Raw genomic sequence first — 16,100 nt, 5'->3', positions numbered from 1 at the left:
AAATCGTTGCGGATAACCCGGGAAACGGCGGCCGCCTTGATGAACTGGGGCCGCGCGCCAACGATGGTGACGATCTTGATCACCTGCCCAGCGCCTCGATCACCAGCTGGACGATGTGCTCCTGCTCCTGCCTGGAGAGATCTGCACTCATCGGCAGGCTCATGACCCGGCCAGCCATGACCTCCGACGACGAGACCTTCCCGCTGATTCTGCCCAGTGCCGCATAGGCCGACTGGCGATGCAGCGGGATTGGGTAATGCACCGCAGTGGGCACGCCTATGGCTTTGAGCTTATCCTGAACCTGTTCGCGATTCTCGACAAAGACCGTGTATTGCGCAAAGACACTGGTGCGGTCCGGGCGCTGGGTGACGGTCGACACCTTGCCGGCAAACAGTTCGTTGTAGCGGGTTCCAATCCTCAGGCGCTGTTCGACCTCCCACTCGAAACGCTCCAGCTTGCCGAGAACCACGGCGCATTGGAGAGTGTCCATCCGGCCACCAACGCCGATGCGGGTATGAACGTAGCGCCTTTCCTGGCCGTGGACACGAATCTCGCGCATCGCCCTGGCCAGATGATCGTCGCTGGTGAAGATTGCCCCACCATCGCCATAGCAGCCCAGCGGCTTGCTCGGGAAGAAGCTGGTGCAGCCGATAGTCGACAAGTTGCAGCTCTGCTCGCCCTTGTATTCGGCCCCAAAACTCTGCGCGGCATCTTCGATGACCGTCAGGCCGTGCCTGGCGGCGATGGTGTTGATTTCGTCCATATCCGCCGGCTGGCCGTAGAGGCTGACGGGCATGATGGCGCGGGTCCTGGGGGTAATCGCAGCTTCGATCTTGCTGGCGTCGACGTTGCAGGTATCCGGTTCAATATCGACGAAAACCGGGGTGGCCCCGAGCAAGGCGATGACTTCGGCGGTGGCGACGAATGTGAATGGGGTGGTGATGATCTCGTCACCCGGCTTGACATCGAGGGCCATCAGGGCAATGAGGAGCGCCTCCGTACCGGAGGCAACGGTGATGCAGTGCCTGGCACCCGTGTACTCGGCGAGCTTCGCTTCGAGTTCCGCGACCTCCGGACCCATGATGTACTGGCCGTGGTCGAGTACCTGCTGGATGCGCGCGTCGATGGAACTCTTGAGTGCCTGATACTGGGCCTTCAGGTCGATGAACTGGATTGTCATGGCTACTTTCAATGCTGCGACTTCGTGATGACTGCTTCGGCCAGTGCTCGCGAGGTGGTCCACTTGCCGCCAAAGACGTTGATGAGCTTATCGTGACGCTCAATGACCGCTTCCCGGCTGGCTGCCGAAAAATCCGTCTTGCTGGCAACAATCGGCCGGATGCCGGCAAAGCTCCCGATTATATCCGAACACGCTATTTTTTCCCGAAAACAGCGGTTGTAGTTGCCAACCAGGTATTCGATCTCGTCATCGCTTGGCGCACACTTTTCGGTGCTCTCCTGGCGGACTTCGGTCGTGCCGAGCAAGGTCTCTTCCCCGTGCGGAAGAACGAACAGGATGCGCTTTTCGCCGGGCACCTGCAAAACGCAACCCTGCTCGAGCCTGCCGGAGACGACAATGTGACTGCCGCGGATCAGGTCAAGCCGGTAGGCGCTGGTCACGCCTGACCTGATGAGGAGTTCCTCCGCCCAGGGTCCGGCCACATTGATGATGCGATCGTAACATGCACCGGCTCCGGCCGTGGATACCTCTCCAGTCGTCGGATCAAGCCTGAGTACGGGGCTCTGCTCGTGAAGTCTTGCACCTGACTCCCTGGCCTTCTCGGCTGCCCAGAGGCCGAGCTGGTAGTCGTCCATCTGGGCATCCCAGTATCCGTAGGCGCCCAGCAAGTGGTTGCGCTGCAAGCCCGGAAAGCTCTCGGCCACGTCGGCGGCAGCGTACCAGCGACTACGCGGGAACCCGGATCCCGTTGCCAGCAGGTCGTAGAGCCTGATGCCTGCACCGACCAGCCACTTTGCTCGTTCACCGTTCCGATAAATCGGGATAAGCAACTCCAGTGGCCGAACCAGGTGCGGCGCCTGCCTGATCCACCACGAGCGTTCCTGAAGTGCTTCGCGCACCAGCGCCAAATGGCCATGTTCAAGGTAACGCAAGCCGCCGTGCAGCATCTTGGTAGAGGCGCGGCTGGTGGCGGACATCAAATGGCCTTTCTCGTACAGATCAACGGAATCGCCATGCCTGGCAAAGGCCCACGCGGTCATGACGCCGTTGATCCCGCCGCCGATGACTGCAACCTTCATTCGACCGCCAGTGTCGTCCCGGTCAGCTTGTAGGTCGTGCCGGTGTTCGGGCACTGGATAGAAGTGTCGCCCTCGAGCGGCAGGTCAAGCCGTTCGCCATGCTCGCTCATCCAGCCGACCTGTCGGGCTGGCACACCCGCCATCAGGGCATACGGCTTGACGTCGCGATTGATTACCGCGCCGGCGGCGATGAAGGCAAACTCACCAACGGTGACACCACAGACGATGGTGCAATTGGCACCCAGGGTCGCACCCTTCTTCACCTTGGTTGCCCGGTACTCATTCTTGCGAGTGACCGCCGAGCGCGGGTTGTAGACGTTGGTGAAAACCATGCTCGGACCACAGAAGACATCGTCCTCAAGATGCACACCATCGTAGATGGAGACGTTGTTCTGTACCTTGACGTTGTTGGCGATGGTAACGTCGTTGCCGACGAACACGTTTTGGCCGAAAGAGCAGCCCTTGCCGATGCGCGCACCGGCGCAGATATGGGCAAAATGCCAGACACGGCTGCCATCGCCGATGAGGGCGCCCTCGTCCACGATCGCGGAGGGGTGAATGGTGACTGCCATGTCAGTAATCCAGCGGCAAGGCGACGCGCTTGCCGTCTCGTGCCGAAAGATACGCGGCGATGAGCACCTCGAGTGACTTCAGGCCTTCTCGGCCATCCGTTTCCGGCTCGGCCTCGCCGCGCATCACCTTGATTACATTGTCGTAGTAGAGCGGATGCCCGAAACCGTAGACCGAGGTGGTAGCGTAGTTGGCCGAGGCAATCTGCTCGTCTTCCGGCAGCTTCTCGGCGAATTCCCAGTGCTGAATCTCGTTGACCGCGACACCCCCCACACGTACGGTGCCTTTCTCGCCGAGAATCGTGATGCTGCCTTCCAGGTTCTTCGGGTAGGTCAGCATGGTAACGTTCATCGAACCCAGTGCGCCGGAACGCCAGCGAACGCCGAGCACGCCGCTGTCTTCGACTTCGATGTTGCGCTCCAGCGTCGAGGTATAGGCCTGCATGCTTTCGATGGGGCCGATCAACCAGTCGAGCAGGTCCACGTAGTGGCTGGCCTGGTTCATGAAGGCCCCGCCGTCGAACTCCCAGGTGCCGCGCCACCTGGCACTGTCGTAATACTCCTGCGGCCGCGTCCAGAACACATTGATGTTGACCATATAGATGCGGCCAAAGCGCTTCTGCTCGACCGCACGCTTGAGCAATTGCAGCGTCGCGTTGCGCCGGTTCTGCTTGACGACGAAGAGGCGCACACCATTGTCGTCGCAAGCCTTGACCATGCGCAGACCGTCGTGCCAGCGCGTTGCCATCGGCTTCTCGGTCATGACGTGACGCCCTGACAGCGCGATTTCGATCGTCTCCTCGGGATGCAACCCACTCGGCGTCGACAGGACGACGATGTCTGAGGTCGTCGACTTAAGCATTTCGGTCAGGCTGTCATGCCCTTTGGCGCCGGTACGCTGGACGGCCTTGTCGAGCGCGTTGCGGTCAACGTCACAAACATCGACCACTTCGACGTGCTCGGCGTGCTGCTCCATGGCGCCGAAATGGTTGGCCGCGATGCGTCCGCAACCGACAAGGGCCATGCGGATCTTGCGGCCGGTAATCGTGGGGTAGTTACGCATTTATTCCTCTCACAAGCGCGACCAGAGTGAAGCTGACGCCAACCGGGGGAGGCGATCGAAAGAGCACCCAGGTTCCGCGATTCAATCTGAATAGATAGCGGGAAGGCCCCGCCAAGCCTTGATCTTGGGTAGAGTGATGTTATTGAGACAGTCACCTATTTGGAGAGCAAAGGAGGCGGGGCGATGGGGACTCTGGCACAAACGGTGCTTCCGTTCAAGGTTGAAGCGACGGAAGAACTGCTGACGGCAAATGCTGGGCTGGTGGTGTTCGGCGAATTTGTGCGCGGCGTGGGATTGAATCGCTGGCTGAGTACGGAGATGCCCAAGCCCGGAAGTCGGCGCGGCTATGAAGCCAGTGCGTATGTGACGCCGTTGGTGCTGATGCTGACCGGCGGTGGGCGGTCATTGGAAGACCTGCGTACGCTGAAGAACGACACCGCTCTGGGCCATCTCCTCAAGCAGGATGCGCTGCCCAGCACCGACGCAGCAGGCGACTGGCTGCGTCGCACCGGTGCCGGCGAGGGACTTGCCGGGCTGGATCGCATCAACCGACGGATCGTGGCGACGCGGCTGCGACAGAGCGGCCTCACCGCCCACACGCTGGATGGCGACGCCTCGCAGATCGTCGCCGAAAAGGAAGCAGCGCAGTTTACCTACAAGGGAGAGCAAGGCTACATGCCGATGATCGGCCATCTGGCTGAAGCCGGTATCGTGATCTTCGACGAGTTTCGGGAAGGCAATATCGCCCCGGCAACACAGAACTTCGAATTCATCCAGGCGTGCGAAGCACGCCTGCCCAAAGGGCATCGGATTGCCCATGTCCGCCTGGACTCGGCCGGCTATCAGGCCGACATCATCAATTACTGCGAAGACACCGGCAAGACCTTCGCCATCGGCGGACGGCTGGATGGGCCGACGCAACAGGCCATTGCCGGAATCCCCGAAGCCGCCTGGAAAACCTACACTGACTGTGCCGTTGCCGAGACGCTGCACAGCATGAACGAGACCAGGAAAGCGTTCCGCCTGATCGTCGTCAAGTATCGACGGCAGGCCGAGTTGTTCGACGACGCACCGAAATACCACGTCATTGTCAGCAATCGGGTTGAATCGACCGAAGACACCTTGATCTGGTATCGCCAGCGCGGCGAGACGTCCGAGAACGGGATCAAGGAACTGAAGATCGGCTTCGGCATGGAGCGCATGCCCTGCGGACAGTTTGCCGCCAACGCCGCATTCTTCCGCATCGGCGTCATCGCCCATAACCTGTTCGTCCTGTTCAAGCATGCCGCCCTGGACACCGACTGGCAGCGCCACAAAGTCGCCACCGTCCGCTGGCGTCTGTTTCATCTGCCGGGCAAGGTGGTACGCCATGCCGGGGCATGGGTGTTGAAGGTCGCCGGCGACACCGCCGACTTATTTCACAGCATTCGTACCCGCAGCTTCGCACAGGCCATGGCAAGCTCTCCATAGCCAGCGACCGCTCTCTCGACACGCCAGCAACAACTCCCCGCGCCGCGATGCGCGAGCATCGGCTCGTCCAGAATTCCCGTCACCATGCCATTGGGATCCGGCGACCCGCACCTTGAGTGCTCGGCGCACCTTCAGCATGCTCTGGCGCGGGCGACTTCGCCCGTCGAGACGCTCTAGCGTATGCCAGAGCCCTGGCATCAGGTCGGCAAGGATTTCAATCGCGGGATTTGGGGAGCACTTCAGGTGGGACAAAGGCCGGTTATCGAGCGCAATTTCGAAACGTCTTCGTGCTCAACTGCAACAACGCAGGAGTCCCCCGGAGACGCCTCAGCAATGGCTTCAAGCTGGATGGCATAGTGATGGGAAAAGTAATCCTCGTTTTGCGAGCCGTCGGATTTTACCATTAGGCGACCCAGCCTTGTCCACCGAAGAACCTGCCTTCTCGTGGCCAGTCCATCGCCTTGTGACCGCCGACCGGACGTCAGCCCCCATCAGTGCGCCACCCCATCCCGCCGCACAACCTTCACCACGGTCAGCCACAAGATATACAGATCAAACACTAGCGACTGGCGACGAAGATATTCGGCATCGAGCCTCACCTTTTCCGGAATCGGCAGTTCATCCCGCCCATTGACCTGCGCCCAGCCGGTCAGCCCGGGCAGGATCTCGTGCACGGCGTACTTCGTGCGCAAGGCAATCAGGTCGTCCTGATTGAACAACGCCGGACGCGGACCGACGAAGCTCATCTCGCCATTCAGGATGTTCCAGAGCTGAGGCAGCTCGTCAAGACTGCTCCGGCGCAGGAACGAGCCGATCGGGGTCAGGTAGGTGTCGGGATTCTGCAGCAGGTGCGTCGCCACGGCCGGTGTGTCAACGCGCATGCTGCGGAACTTGGGCATCCGGAAGACGCGGTTTCCCTTGCCCACCCGATCAGACCAGTACAGCGCCGGACCGGGCGAAGTCAGGCGAACGAGCAGGGCGATGACGACGACCGGAAGCACCAGGACCAGCGCAGCAAGGATACTCAGCAATACGTCGAAGGAACGCTTGGCCATCGGTCAGTTGATCCGCTTCCGTGAACATTTGGCTGGCCGGCAGCGGCCATGACCGACACCGTCGCCGGGCCGATCCCGGTCGCTTGGCGCGCCGTCAATCAACGTCCGACATCCCCACGCGGCCCACCCCGGGCAGCTTGATTGCCGGCGGCGAGAGGTCGATACCCAGCGACAGGCCAAGCAGATTCAGCTCAATCCCCTCTTCGGCGGCGATCGTCGCGCCGAGCAGGCCGGCCAGGGAAAACTGCACGCCGCCGCCGCTCGGTGCGCTGGCAAAGACACCGCCCTGCGGCAGATAATCCTTGCCGATGGCGGTCGGCGGCAGGTCAAGGTGGAGTTCGGGTACGGCCCGCCCCAGGTAAGCGGTAAAGGTATTGCTGTTCGGACCCGGCCACAGCCGGTATTCGTGACTGTGCGGATAGGCCCGGGCCGCTTCGTGCAGGCGTTTGATCAGCGCGTCGACCTCGGCGCCGCCACGAAGCTGGCGAATCAATGTCGGCTCGCTGCCGTACCAGTAGCCGTCCGCTTCTCCGTAATGTATGCGCACTGCATCCATCCCGCGGCTTACGCCCCAGCCAACCACTTCCAGCCGCGTGTAACGATCGGCGTCGCTGTCCTTGGTGGCGATCCAGGTGTGCACCCCGAAGATGCCGCGCCAGCCGAAGGCGCGCGCTGCATAGACCTGGATCAGCGCTTCCGGAGTGTGCCGCGGATCGGGCGCCTGTCCGCTGCTGTCGTGGCGCGCGTTGCGCCAGTCGCCCGGTCGGCTGTCGTCGCTCAAATGCCGGCTGAGAGCCACGCCCACCGGGACGACGAACAGCAAGAGCACAGCCAGCAGCACGCGCAATGGCCAAGACCTGGAAACTTTCATGTGCACACACCTCCTTGCGATCAGCGCAAAGTTCATTGGTACCTGTCGGGCGACTTTCGTTCTGGCGGCCCACCGACGCGAACAATGCACCCCACACCCTTGTGGTCGGTCAGAACCCCGGCTCCTGGTTCGGGTTTCGAGAACGGCGCAGCTTGCGCGCCTCGTCGGCGACTCGCTCACAGGCGCCTGAAGAGCCGATCCAGCGATCCCAGAGACTGCCCGCGAGAATTGACACGCCAAACGTGGCGACGGCGACGCCTCCTTCTATCGCAGCGTTTTCAACGTCCAGATTCAGCGCCGGATCGTGCAGGGTGCCGCCCAGCTTGATGAAGGGGTTGATCAGGTGCCCGGCGCTCAGGCCGACTCCTTGCAGCGGGACGACCTTGAAGAAGAAGGCTATTTTCTCCGAGCGCAGGTCGATGGTCCCTTTTGAGATCACTGAAAGCTCGCCGGTCTGCAGAACCACTGCCGGCGCGGTCTCGACGCGTCCCTTGCTGGCCTGGAGGTAAACCCCGCCGCATTTCAGCGTCGAGTACGGCTTCTTCCGGGCAAAGGGATTGAGCGCACTGAACAACTGGAAAGCAAAATCGCCGAACAGCACGTCCAGATCCAGCGAGCGAAACTGCCCCGGCGAACTGCGCAGCCAGAAATAGCCGTCGAGCCCGGCTGCCAGGGTGCTGAAGCTGTTCCCGCTGGCAGAAAAATGACTCTCGAGGGTGTGATGCGGAAGCCTGGCTTCGTCGTCCCTGGCCATCCCGCGGACAAAAAAGATCACGTCGGTCGCCTTGAGCTGTCCCTTGACGGCTGGCTGCTTGCCGCGGACATCGACCGTAAAGTTGGCCGCCACCTTGCCCTGTCGCCCCTGGCCCTGCAGTTGTTTCACCACCAGCACGCCGTCTTGCAGACGGGCGTCGGCCTTGACGTCGCTCAGCTGCTGGTGCCTGCCTTCCACCCTGGCCAGCGACGCCAGCAGCTTTCCGTCAAAGGTACGCAGCACTTCCAGAGGCAGCGGTTTGTCCGAGAACAGCTTGCCGCTCCTGTCGTCCTGCTTCGCCCTTTTTTTGGCCGCACTCGTCGCACTCGTCGCACTCGCCGCACTCGCCGCATCGACCTCGCTGGCCGCCTTCGTCGACGCATCCGAAGGATCCAGCAGTAGCTGCAGGTCGAGATAGTCCGAGCGCACGTCGACGTCGACGCGTGGCCGGCCCGTCGTACTGATGCGCATGCTTCCCTTGAGGTCACTATCGCCGAGCGTGGCCTGAAAATCGTCCATGCGCACGCCGTCCTTGCTGCCGGTCAGGGTGCCGCTGACGGCGAACGGCAGATCGACCAGCGGCCACGCCGTCAGGCTGCCCAGTTGCGACAACTTCGGGCCCTTTACCGACAAGCGGACGGCATCGGCCGAAAAGGCCGGCTTGAAGACCAGCTTGCCGGCGAGGGCGATGCGACTGTCCGCAAGTTGGCCGTCGAGTCGTTCGATATCGACGTTCGCCGGGTCGGCCGTGCCCTTGGCTTCGACGCGAAACGCGACCGGCGGCGCACGGTAGCCAGGGATTTCCGGCACGGAGGCGCGCAGATTGCTGCCCGCGGCGGTCACATCGAAGCCGATCCGTTCCGGCGCGCCAGGCCAGCCCGTCGACAGCCGCCCGCTCAAGCGGCTGTCGGCCAGCGAAAACTGCAGCTCATTCAGCGCCATTCCCTGATCGGACATGTTCAAGCGGGTGCTCAGCGAAAAAGCCGCTGCCGGGACGCCCGCGAGAAGCGGCGGCTTGAGCAACTCGGCAAGATTCGTTCCCCTGGCGGAGATCCTGGCGTCCACGGTGGGCACCTTGCCGGAAAACCCGAGCGCACCGTCGAAGTCGAAAACGCTGCTCCCCGCTCGCGCATCCTTGCTGGTGAACTGCAGCCGGGAGCCTTGCAGCTTGAGCTTGCCTCCCAGCGCATACGCTTGCGCAGGGAAATTGGCAGCCTGCTCCTGGACCAGGAACAGGCGCGCCAGGCCACGGAGGTCTGCGCCGCGTAGTTGTGGCTCGAATTCGAAGAGCGTGTCGGCGGCCCTGAAATCGATATCCCCGCTCGCGGACAACTGATTGTCGGCGACCTCGACCGCCAGGCGGGTCACCCGCAGCCGTTCGGATAGCAGCGCGAACTCCCCGTCCATACGCGCTGAAACCGGGCCTTCCGCCGCCAGGCCAAACCCGTGCGCGCGCGCCAGTTCGCGCAGGTCCGCGGTGCTGGCACGATAGCTGAACGTGGAACCCGCGAGGTCCTTCTTCTCGCTCAGCTTGCCGGATACCTCGCCGGCAATATTGCCGAGGGCGAAGTCTCCGCGCAATTCATCGCCGCGGCCAGTATTCCTGCCCTTGACGCTGCCCTTGATGCTCAGCGGCAGGGCCGGCAGCGACGGCAACGATAGGAGCCTGGCGAAGCGATGCAGGTCGGCCACCCTGGCGTCAATGTCGAAGTCGAGCCCGCCGAGTTCCGGCCAGCGGGGCGCCACGCCTGATGCCTTGAGGCGCAGAGCGTCGCTGGCATACGACAGCTGCCGGACTTGCAGCTCGCGCCCGCTGCGGCCGGCATCGACCTGCACGGAGAAGGGTTCGTCGGGCAGATGGTCAACCCCCAGCAGGCTGCCGATCGCGGCCACACCAGGGCCTTCGGCGTGCAACAGCAGGGAGAGCTCGTCAAGCGAAGAGAGATTCTTCGTCGTCAGCTTGCCGTCCACCTTGAAGGCGCCGAAGTTGCCCTGCAGCGTGCCCGCGAGACGATCGTCGCCGGGCGCGATGCGGGCCTGCAGCTGGACCTTGCCGGCGGTCAGTTCGGGAAGCTTCAGGGTGTTCAGGATTTCTGCAGCGTCGGCGGCGAGCAGCTCGACATCCAGACGCGGCGCTCGCGCATCCGACAGGCGGTCGAAGTGGCCCCCACTTGCCTTGAGGTTGGCATTGGGCGCCTGCAGGTCGAAATTGTAGTCGATGGCGCCGCCGGCGATCAGCTCATGGAAAGGACCGACGCGCCCCTGCGCCTTGATCGGGCGCTCGCCGATCACCCCGTCGGTGCTGATCAGCAGCATGTTTTCCGCGTCCTGTTGCTGACTCGCGCGCAGCAGGTCGATGACCAGCTCGTCAGTCAGGCCGGGGTGGCTGACACGAATCCGGACATTGCGCAGCTCGCTTTGACCGAGAACCAGGCGCAGCGGACCTGACCGCTCGCCGGGCTTCTTTTCGGCCTCGTTTCCCATCGTCCAGTTGAACTGCCCTTCCCTGCTCCACTCGAAGAACAGCGTGGCGTCGTCCGCCTGGGCATCGCTGATCACGATCGGGCCACGAACCAGGCTCCAGAGGTCGATGGAAAGCGACAGACTCCTGGCCGACAGCATGTTTGCTTGCTTGCTCCAAGCCGGATTCAGCCAGCGAATGTCCGAGCCACGGACGGTGGTGATGCGGCCGAGACTGATCGCGAAATCGCCGTCGATGTGGAAGGGGCGATCGCTCAGGGCGCTGACGCCGTCTTCGAGCGCCACACGCAGGCGATTATCGTCGAGCAGTAGCCAGGTCGCGACGCTTACCCCGGCGACGATCAGCAGCGCAAATGCCAGCGCGACATAGGCTGCCCAGCGGCGCCTGCGGGGTGGCTTGGCCATTGTTTCCATCGTCGGCAATCCTGCGTACCTCGTCGATTGTTGGGTGCAGCCGCTGCTGCGTGATGCGGCGCCTGCCGCTTCGAGTGCAACATCGACGCCAGCGGACGCGATCTCGATTGTACGAGAGATCCGCCGCAAGGCTGGCAGCCTCGCGGCGCGGCCTGGCGTTCGCGAAGCTCGCAAACACCGATAATGTCGCTGTCGAACAGCGGATCGTAATCGCCAGACACCGCAGAATGGGCCGCCCGGCAAACGGCGACCGCGGGCACTGAGCGAGCACGAGTGCCGCTGGCGGCCAAACACTCACCCGCGTCGGGAGGCACATCGGCATTGAATACGCTCACTTACTGGGTCGGGATGGCAGGCACGGCCGCCTTTGCGGTCACTGCGGTGCTTGCCGTCGCCCCGCGCGGCGTCGATTTCTTCGGCGCGACCGTCCTGGGAATCATCACCGCCATCGGCGGTGGCACGATCCGGGACATCATCCTCGACGTGCCGGTTTTCTGGGCCGCCGACCTGGCCTACCTCTGGGTCGCGCTCGCCGCAAGTCTCGCCGCCTTCGCTGCCAACTCTCTCTTTACGCGCAAGGAGATCTATAGCCTGATGCTCTACATCGATGGCCTGGGCGCCTCCCTGTTTGCCATCGCGGCGACCGACAAGGTCTGGGCGCTGGACTTCGGCCGACCGCTGGCCCCGGTCATCCTGGGAATCATTACGGCGATCGGTGGCGGCCTGATTCGGGACGTACTGGCCGGGCGACAAACGCTCCTCATGCGCCGCGAGATCTACGCCATACCGATCAGCTTCGGCTGCGCGCTCTACGTGGCGCTACTGGAATTCGCCCCCGCGTATCGATCGCTCGGCGCCGCGGCGGCCATCGTCCTCATCTTCGTGCTGCGCGCGGCAGCCATCCACTGGAACCTGACCGTACCCGATCGCCTGGCCAGCAAGCCGAAAGAGGGCTGATCCGCGATCCGGCAAGGCGTCGCCACTGCCAGGTCGCCACGCTCGTCGCCGTGATGACGGGCGAGCGCGGCGAGCAAGCTACTTCTTCACCCAGCCGCCGGCCGGGTTCTGGATGTAGTTGCCCGGCACCGTCCGCGTCTCGGCCTCGCGCGCAAAGATGCGCGCCGCTTCTGCCTCGGCGATGCCGTTCTTCCTGGCAATCTGCGTGAACTCGGCTTTTCGCTGCGCATTCACGTCGGCCAGCAGCGCCTTGACGTCGGCCGGGGCGTCACTGCGGACCAGGCCGAGATAACCGTTGTTCTGCTCGCCGACCCAGCCCTGCTGCTTTGCCGTCGAGAGATCGGCGGCGAAGGTGGCGTGCGTCATCAGCAACAGGCTGAGCAAACATGCTTTGATCAAAGTCTTCATGGCGTTTCCTTGGTCAACTTGGGCGTCGTTCAAAACAGGCCCTTATTCTCGTCAAACAATTGCTGAACATCCTTCTCGACCTTGACCAGAATCTCGTGCCTGATATTCACCGTCATGTTGATTTCTATGGGTTTCTCCGGTGCCTCGACGCGCACGGTCGGTGAACACGCGGCGACCAGGAAGACCAGAGCGGCAGTGGCAAGCAAGCGAGGGGGCCTGAACATGGGTGGAGCTCCGCAACAATGGATGCGGCAAGCTTAACAAAACTATTCCAGTTTTCCCGATTGCAACTGTTCCAGAATGTGACGACTGAAATCCCCGGAAAAGACCGCCGACCGGAACAGCCCCGGCAGCTTCCCGTTGATGTCGAGCCCCAGACGTACGGGATAGCCGTCGTAGAAATCGGGGTTGCTGCCGTTCAGGGTTGCCTGCGTGCGGTAGGCGCCATCGGAGGCGTACCACAGGCGCATGGCTAGTTTCTCGAAATGGAAGTTGCGCAAGGCGAGCAGGCCGGGGTTTCCGGGAAGCTCCAGCGTTGGCGCGTACCGGACGATGCCGACGCCAGGGCTGCTCAGCTGGCCATTGTCGATTTCGACGCCGCCGTCGTCATAACCGAGAGGCAGCAGGCCGTCGATCTGGCCGCTTCCCGACAGACCGTGAACCTTGAACAGGGCGAGCAACTGGCCCAGATCGACGTGGCGGATCTGCAGCGGCAGGGTTTCTCCCGCTGGCGGCCAGGGCAGATTGAGCGGCTCGCTGAGCACGCTGCCGCCGAGCAGTCTGGCGCGCAGAGCGTGCACGCTCAGCGCCTTTTCCGCCAGCGCCAGATCGACGTTCACATCGGCCACTGGCGTTCCGCTCGCCAACTCGCCGTCCTGCGCAGAAAACTTGAGGCGGCCGCGCAAGGGATGCACGCCGTCGAGCTGCAGCCTGGCCTGCACGGCGTGCGCGCGCGCCTGGTCCCAGCCCAGATCGGCGGCACGAACCGCCAGCACCCCCCTGGCGTCGAGGCGCGGCGGCGAGCGCGACGGCGCGCACCAGTCCAGGGTGAACCTGGCATCCACTTCGCCGGCCTGAAGGTCCAGGGCCTGCAAGGCGGCGGGACGCGGCTGCAGCAGCCTTCCCAGCGCCGGCAGGCTTTGGGCCGCGTTCAGCGTCGCTTCGCCACAGCCCCGCGCGAGCCGGTGCGACCCGGCAAAGGCGAGGACTTCCTTCCCCTGCAGGAGCAGGGAGCCATCGCCGCGCAAAGCGCCGCCCTTGAGCCTCAGACGAGCGCGCAGGTCGGGCGCCGGGCCACCAGCGAAACGAACGCCGTCGGCGGCGATGCGCAGTTCGCCCTCGGCGGCGGCAAGCCCCCGCGCCTGCTCGGCGCCTGCCCCACCACCTCTACCGGCGCCGTTTTCTTGCCCCGCGAAGCGCAGGCGCAGCAGCTGCAGGTGGCTGCTGGCGAGTGTCAGCGCGTGTCCCGAGTCAGGCTTGACTTTGATTTGCGCGCTGCTGGCTTCACCACTGATCACCAGGCTGTTCCAGAAATCGCCGCCCGCCTTTGCCGCTGCCGTGGCGCTCACTTTCCACCTAGCAGGCTGAACGCTCAGCGGCGCATCGCCCGACCATGACAAACGCCCAAGATCAAGCTGCAAGGCGAGCTCGCCGCTGACTTCGGCGGAGCGCGCCCAATGCAGCGCGACGTCGCCCGCCACCCGCATGTCGCGTGCCCGGATGGCTTCCCCGTGCCAGTCTTTCACCCGCCCCTTGATACGCAGTTGCCCGTCGGCGACACGCCAGTCGCCCAAGCCATCGCCTCCACCCAGGCTGAGCCGGTGCAGCGTGCCTTGCCAGCGTCCCCATGGCGGCGAATCCAGCGCGAACGGAAACTCGCCCGCGTTGACCACCCGGCCATCGTCCACGCGCAGCGCAAACGACTTCTCGAGCCGACCGCTCGCCTGCAGCGGCAGTTCGCCAGCGAGCGTCGCCTGCCAGCGCAAACCCGGCTGCAAGACGAGCTCTGCCGCCGACGCTTGCCAGGCGAAGCGCGCTTTGCCGGCGAGGGCAAGCGCGAGCGGGGCAGCCGCGTCGGCAAGCTCGATTCCGCCAGCGCTGACTTCTGCTTCGCCACTGAGCACAGCGACGCTTCCCGACGCCGCGCCGAATTGCACTTCGGCCTGCAGGCTCAGCGTGCCGCTTGCCGTAGCCGCCGGCAGCGCTACGCCCAGGCTGCGCGCCAGCTCAACGAGCAGTGGCAGCGGCACCTGGGCGACGAGCCTTGCCGGCTGCTCGTCGGGTTGACGACCGATGCGCAGCCGCGCGTCCGCCCCCGGCCCGACGGCAGGCAACCACTGCACATGAAATTCAGGCGCATCGCCCGCAGTTTGCGGCGCGGGGGAACGCGCCGTCAGCCGCAACAGGTCGCCGTCGGGACGGAATTCCGCCTGCAGCTGCCTCTCGCTTTGGCGCAAGAGGAAGCTGCCATGGACGTCGAGTTGCGCACGCGGTGAGCGGACCAGGACAAGGCGCAGGTCGCCAACCCGAACCTCGCTCCATGGCAGGACCGGCCACTCGATTCGTGGCCAGGGGGACGCCGGCAGCGTCGCCTCCCCGGGCGAAATCTCCAGCTCGGCGCTGCCAATGTCCAGGCGCTCGACCTGCGCCCGCGGCAGCGAATAGCCGACCGCGATGTCGCGCAAGACGATCCGCAAACGGTCGCCGCCGGGACTTTGATAAACGGCGCGCACTTCGCGCAGGCGCGCGTCTTCGGCGCCCACCTGATCGACGTCGACGTGCAGCGCCTGCAGCCCCGGAATGGTCAGCCAGCGCTCCGCCGCCATGCCCAGCAGCCGCGGCAGCGCCAGCCAGAGCACGAACAGCGCCAACAGCGCTGCCAGCAACCAGGGCGCAGCACGGCGGTACGCCGGTGTCGGTTCTAGCATTCCAACACCCATCCAGGCGACGAGCAGAAAGCGGTCAAGGCCAAGCGCAAGCGGCCGGCAGGCGCCGCGGGTCGCTCGCTACGCGAAACGCTCGCGCAACGACAGCGCGTAGGCCGCGGCTTGCGGCGCCCCCTCGGCCGGCGCCCATGGCGCACGCTCGGCCTCCGTCAGCGGCAGGTAGGGACCGCCCTTGGCTTCGAGCATCACCGTGCCGGGGTCGAGCGCCAGAACGGTGTGATAAACACCGTGCGGGATGTCGACGCCGCAGATCGGGCCCATTGGCGCCAGGACTGCGGTCTGCTGCACCTGGCTAAGCTCGTCGAAGAAAACGACGCCCAGCCGCCCACGCAGGACGATCATCGTTTCGTCCTTGTTGGCGTCGAGATGACGGTGCGGCATCAGGTACGAGCCGGGCTCGATGGCGTTGAGCAGGCGATGCGCGGGCGCCGCATCGTCGGCGTGAAAGTTGCGGTTCTTGCGCTGGCGCGGACTGCGGCTGGCTTCGCCACTGACGCTGTCGAGCAGCGCCTGGTCGATCAGCAGGGGGGATTTCATGTCCGTACTCACTTCAGGTTGTGGGCTGAAAGAAGGGCGACCTGGCCGCCCATGAAGGCGACCTTGATACCGCGCTCATCGCCTCCCCAGACACAGCTGCGCACGCCGATCATTTCATCGCAGCGTGCCGGATCGCCGAGGATCAGCTTGACCTCGTCGTCCGACTGACCAACCTTGAGCTGGTTGTAGTTGTCGAGGCTGAGTTTGTCGGTACAGCCAAGCAAAAGCACAGCAAGGACTAGCGGCCCGAAGGGTGATCCAAGGGCGCGCAGCAGCCTGTTTCTGATCATCGACAGCTCCTGTTGAAAAGATGACTC

The 16,100-nt window shown here is 63.9% G+C and carries 14 protein-coding genes; 2 read left to right on the top strand and 12 right to left on the bottom strand.

Annotated elements, in window-relative coordinates; translation table 11 throughout:
* Positions 1-79: 79 nt before the first annotated feature.
* From QZ613_RS00905 to QZ613_RS00890, 4 genes are read right to left on the bottom strand one after another with little or no spacing between them, the layout of a single operon-like run.
* Complete coding sequence (locus QZ613_RS00905; protein ID WP_043567624.1) at positions 80-1,174, bottom strand: DegT/DnrJ/EryC1/StrS family aminotransferase; 1,095 nt, start codon at positions 1,172-1,174, stop codon at positions 80-82.
* 14 nt (positions 1,175-1,188) lie between these two features.
* On the bottom strand, positions 1,189-2,259 hold the full coding sequence (locus tag QZ613_RS00900) for an FAD-dependent oxidoreductase (protein ID WP_043567450.1): 1,071 nt from the start codon (positions 2,257-2,259) through the stop codon (positions 1,189-1,191).
* Entirely contained in the window at positions 2,256-2,831 is a 576-nt protein-coding gene (locus QZ613_RS00895; RefSeq protein WP_043567452.1) for an acyltransferase, read from the bottom strand. Before QZ613_RS00895 ends, QZ613_RS00900 begins: the two co-directional genes overlap by 4 nt.
* A gap of 1 nt (position 2,832) precedes the next feature.
* The gene (locus tag QZ613_RS00890; protein ID WP_043567454.1) at positions 2,833-3,891 is read right to left on the bottom strand and encodes a Gfo/Idh/MocA family oxidoreductase; all 1,059 of its coding nucleotides are present in this window, start codon (positions 3,889-3,891) and stop codon (positions 2,833-2,835) included.
* A 183-nt stretch (positions 3,892-4,074) separates the two neighbouring features.
* Here QZ613_RS00890 and QZ613_RS00885 point away from each other — a divergent pair, with 183 nt between their 5' ends.
* Positions 4,075-5,361, top strand: coding sequence for an IS1380 family transposase (locus QZ613_RS00885; protein WP_043567456.1), 1,287 nt, complete (start codon positions 4,075-4,077; stop codon positions 5,359-5,361).
* A gap of 491 nt (positions 5,362-5,852) precedes the next feature.
* Here the strand turns inward: QZ613_RS00885 and QZ613_RS00880 are convergent, their stop codons facing one another.
* The 3 genes from QZ613_RS00880 to QZ613_RS00870 all read right to left on the bottom strand — a co-directional run bounded on the left by QZ613_RS00880 (position 5,853) and on the right by QZ613_RS00870 (position 10,936).
* Complete coding sequence (locus QZ613_RS00880) at positions 5,853-6,416, bottom strand: sugar transferase (protein WP_043567458.1); 564 nt, start codon at positions 6,414-6,416, stop codon at positions 5,853-5,855.
* A 94-nt stretch (positions 6,417-6,510) separates the two neighbouring features.
* Complete coding sequence (locus QZ613_RS00875) at positions 6,511-7,287, bottom strand: DUF3750 domain-containing protein (RefSeq protein ID WP_043567460.1); 777 nt, start codon at positions 7,285-7,287, stop codon at positions 6,511-6,513.
* Between the two features lie 109 nt (positions 7,288-7,396).
* Positions 7,397-10,936, bottom strand: coding sequence for an AsmA family protein (locus tag QZ613_RS00870; RefSeq protein WP_291981229.1), 3,540 nt, complete (start codon positions 10,934-10,936; stop codon positions 7,397-7,399).
* A gap of 321 nt (positions 10,937-11,257) precedes the next feature.
* Here QZ613_RS00870 and QZ613_RS00865 point away from each other — a divergent pair, with 321 nt between their 5' ends.
* Positions 11,258-11,893 (top strand): TRIC cation channel family protein, encoded by a 636-nt coding sequence (locus QZ613_RS00865; protein WP_291863015.1) that lies wholly within the window; start codon positions 11,258-11,260, stop codon positions 11,891-11,893.
* 78 nt (positions 11,894-11,971) lie between these two features.
* Here QZ613_RS00865 and QZ613_RS00860 read toward each other — a convergent pair whose 3' ends face one another.
* From QZ613_RS00860 to QZ613_RS00840, 5 genes are all read right to left on the bottom strand, one after another.
* Positions 11,972-12,301, bottom strand: a complete 330-nt coding sequence (locus QZ613_RS00860) for a YdbL family protein (protein WP_043567465.1) — start codon at positions 12,299-12,301, stop codon at positions 11,972-11,974.
* Positions 12,302-12,330: 29 nt separating this feature from the next.
* On the bottom strand, positions 12,331-12,525 hold the full coding sequence (locus tag QZ613_RS00855) for a YnbE family lipoprotein (protein WP_043567467.1): 195 nt from the start codon (positions 12,523-12,525) through the stop codon (positions 12,331-12,333).
* Positions 12,526-12,567: 42 nt separating this feature from the next.
* Positions 12,568-15,228 (bottom strand): YdbH domain-containing protein, encoded by a 2,661-nt coding sequence (locus tag QZ613_RS00850; protein WP_291981227.1) that lies wholly within the window; start codon positions 15,226-15,228, stop codon positions 12,568-12,570.
* Between the two features lie 78 nt (positions 15,229-15,306).
* The gene (locus QZ613_RS00845) at positions 15,307-15,783 is read right to left on the bottom strand and encodes a WbuC family cupin fold metalloprotein (protein WP_043567470.1); all 477 of its coding nucleotides are present in this window, start codon (positions 15,781-15,783) and stop codon (positions 15,307-15,309) included.
* A gap of 8 nt (positions 15,784-15,791) precedes the next feature.
* Positions 15,792-16,073 carry a hypothetical protein gene (locus QZ613_RS00840; RefSeq protein WP_043567472.1) on the bottom strand — a complete coding sequence of 94 codons (282 nt, stop codon included), beginning with the start codon at positions 16,071-16,073 and terminating at the stop codon, positions 15,792-15,794.
* Between the last annotated feature and the right edge of the window lie 27 nt (positions 16,074-16,100).

The sequence above is a fragment of the Candidatus Accumulibacter sp. ACC005 genome (assembly GCF_907163215.1).
Classification (GTDB): Bacteria; Pseudomonadota; Gammaproteobacteria; order Burkholderiales; family Rhodocyclaceae; genus Accumulibacter; species Accumulibacter regalis.
This window is presented reverse-complemented; position numbering and strand designations above follow the sequence as displayed.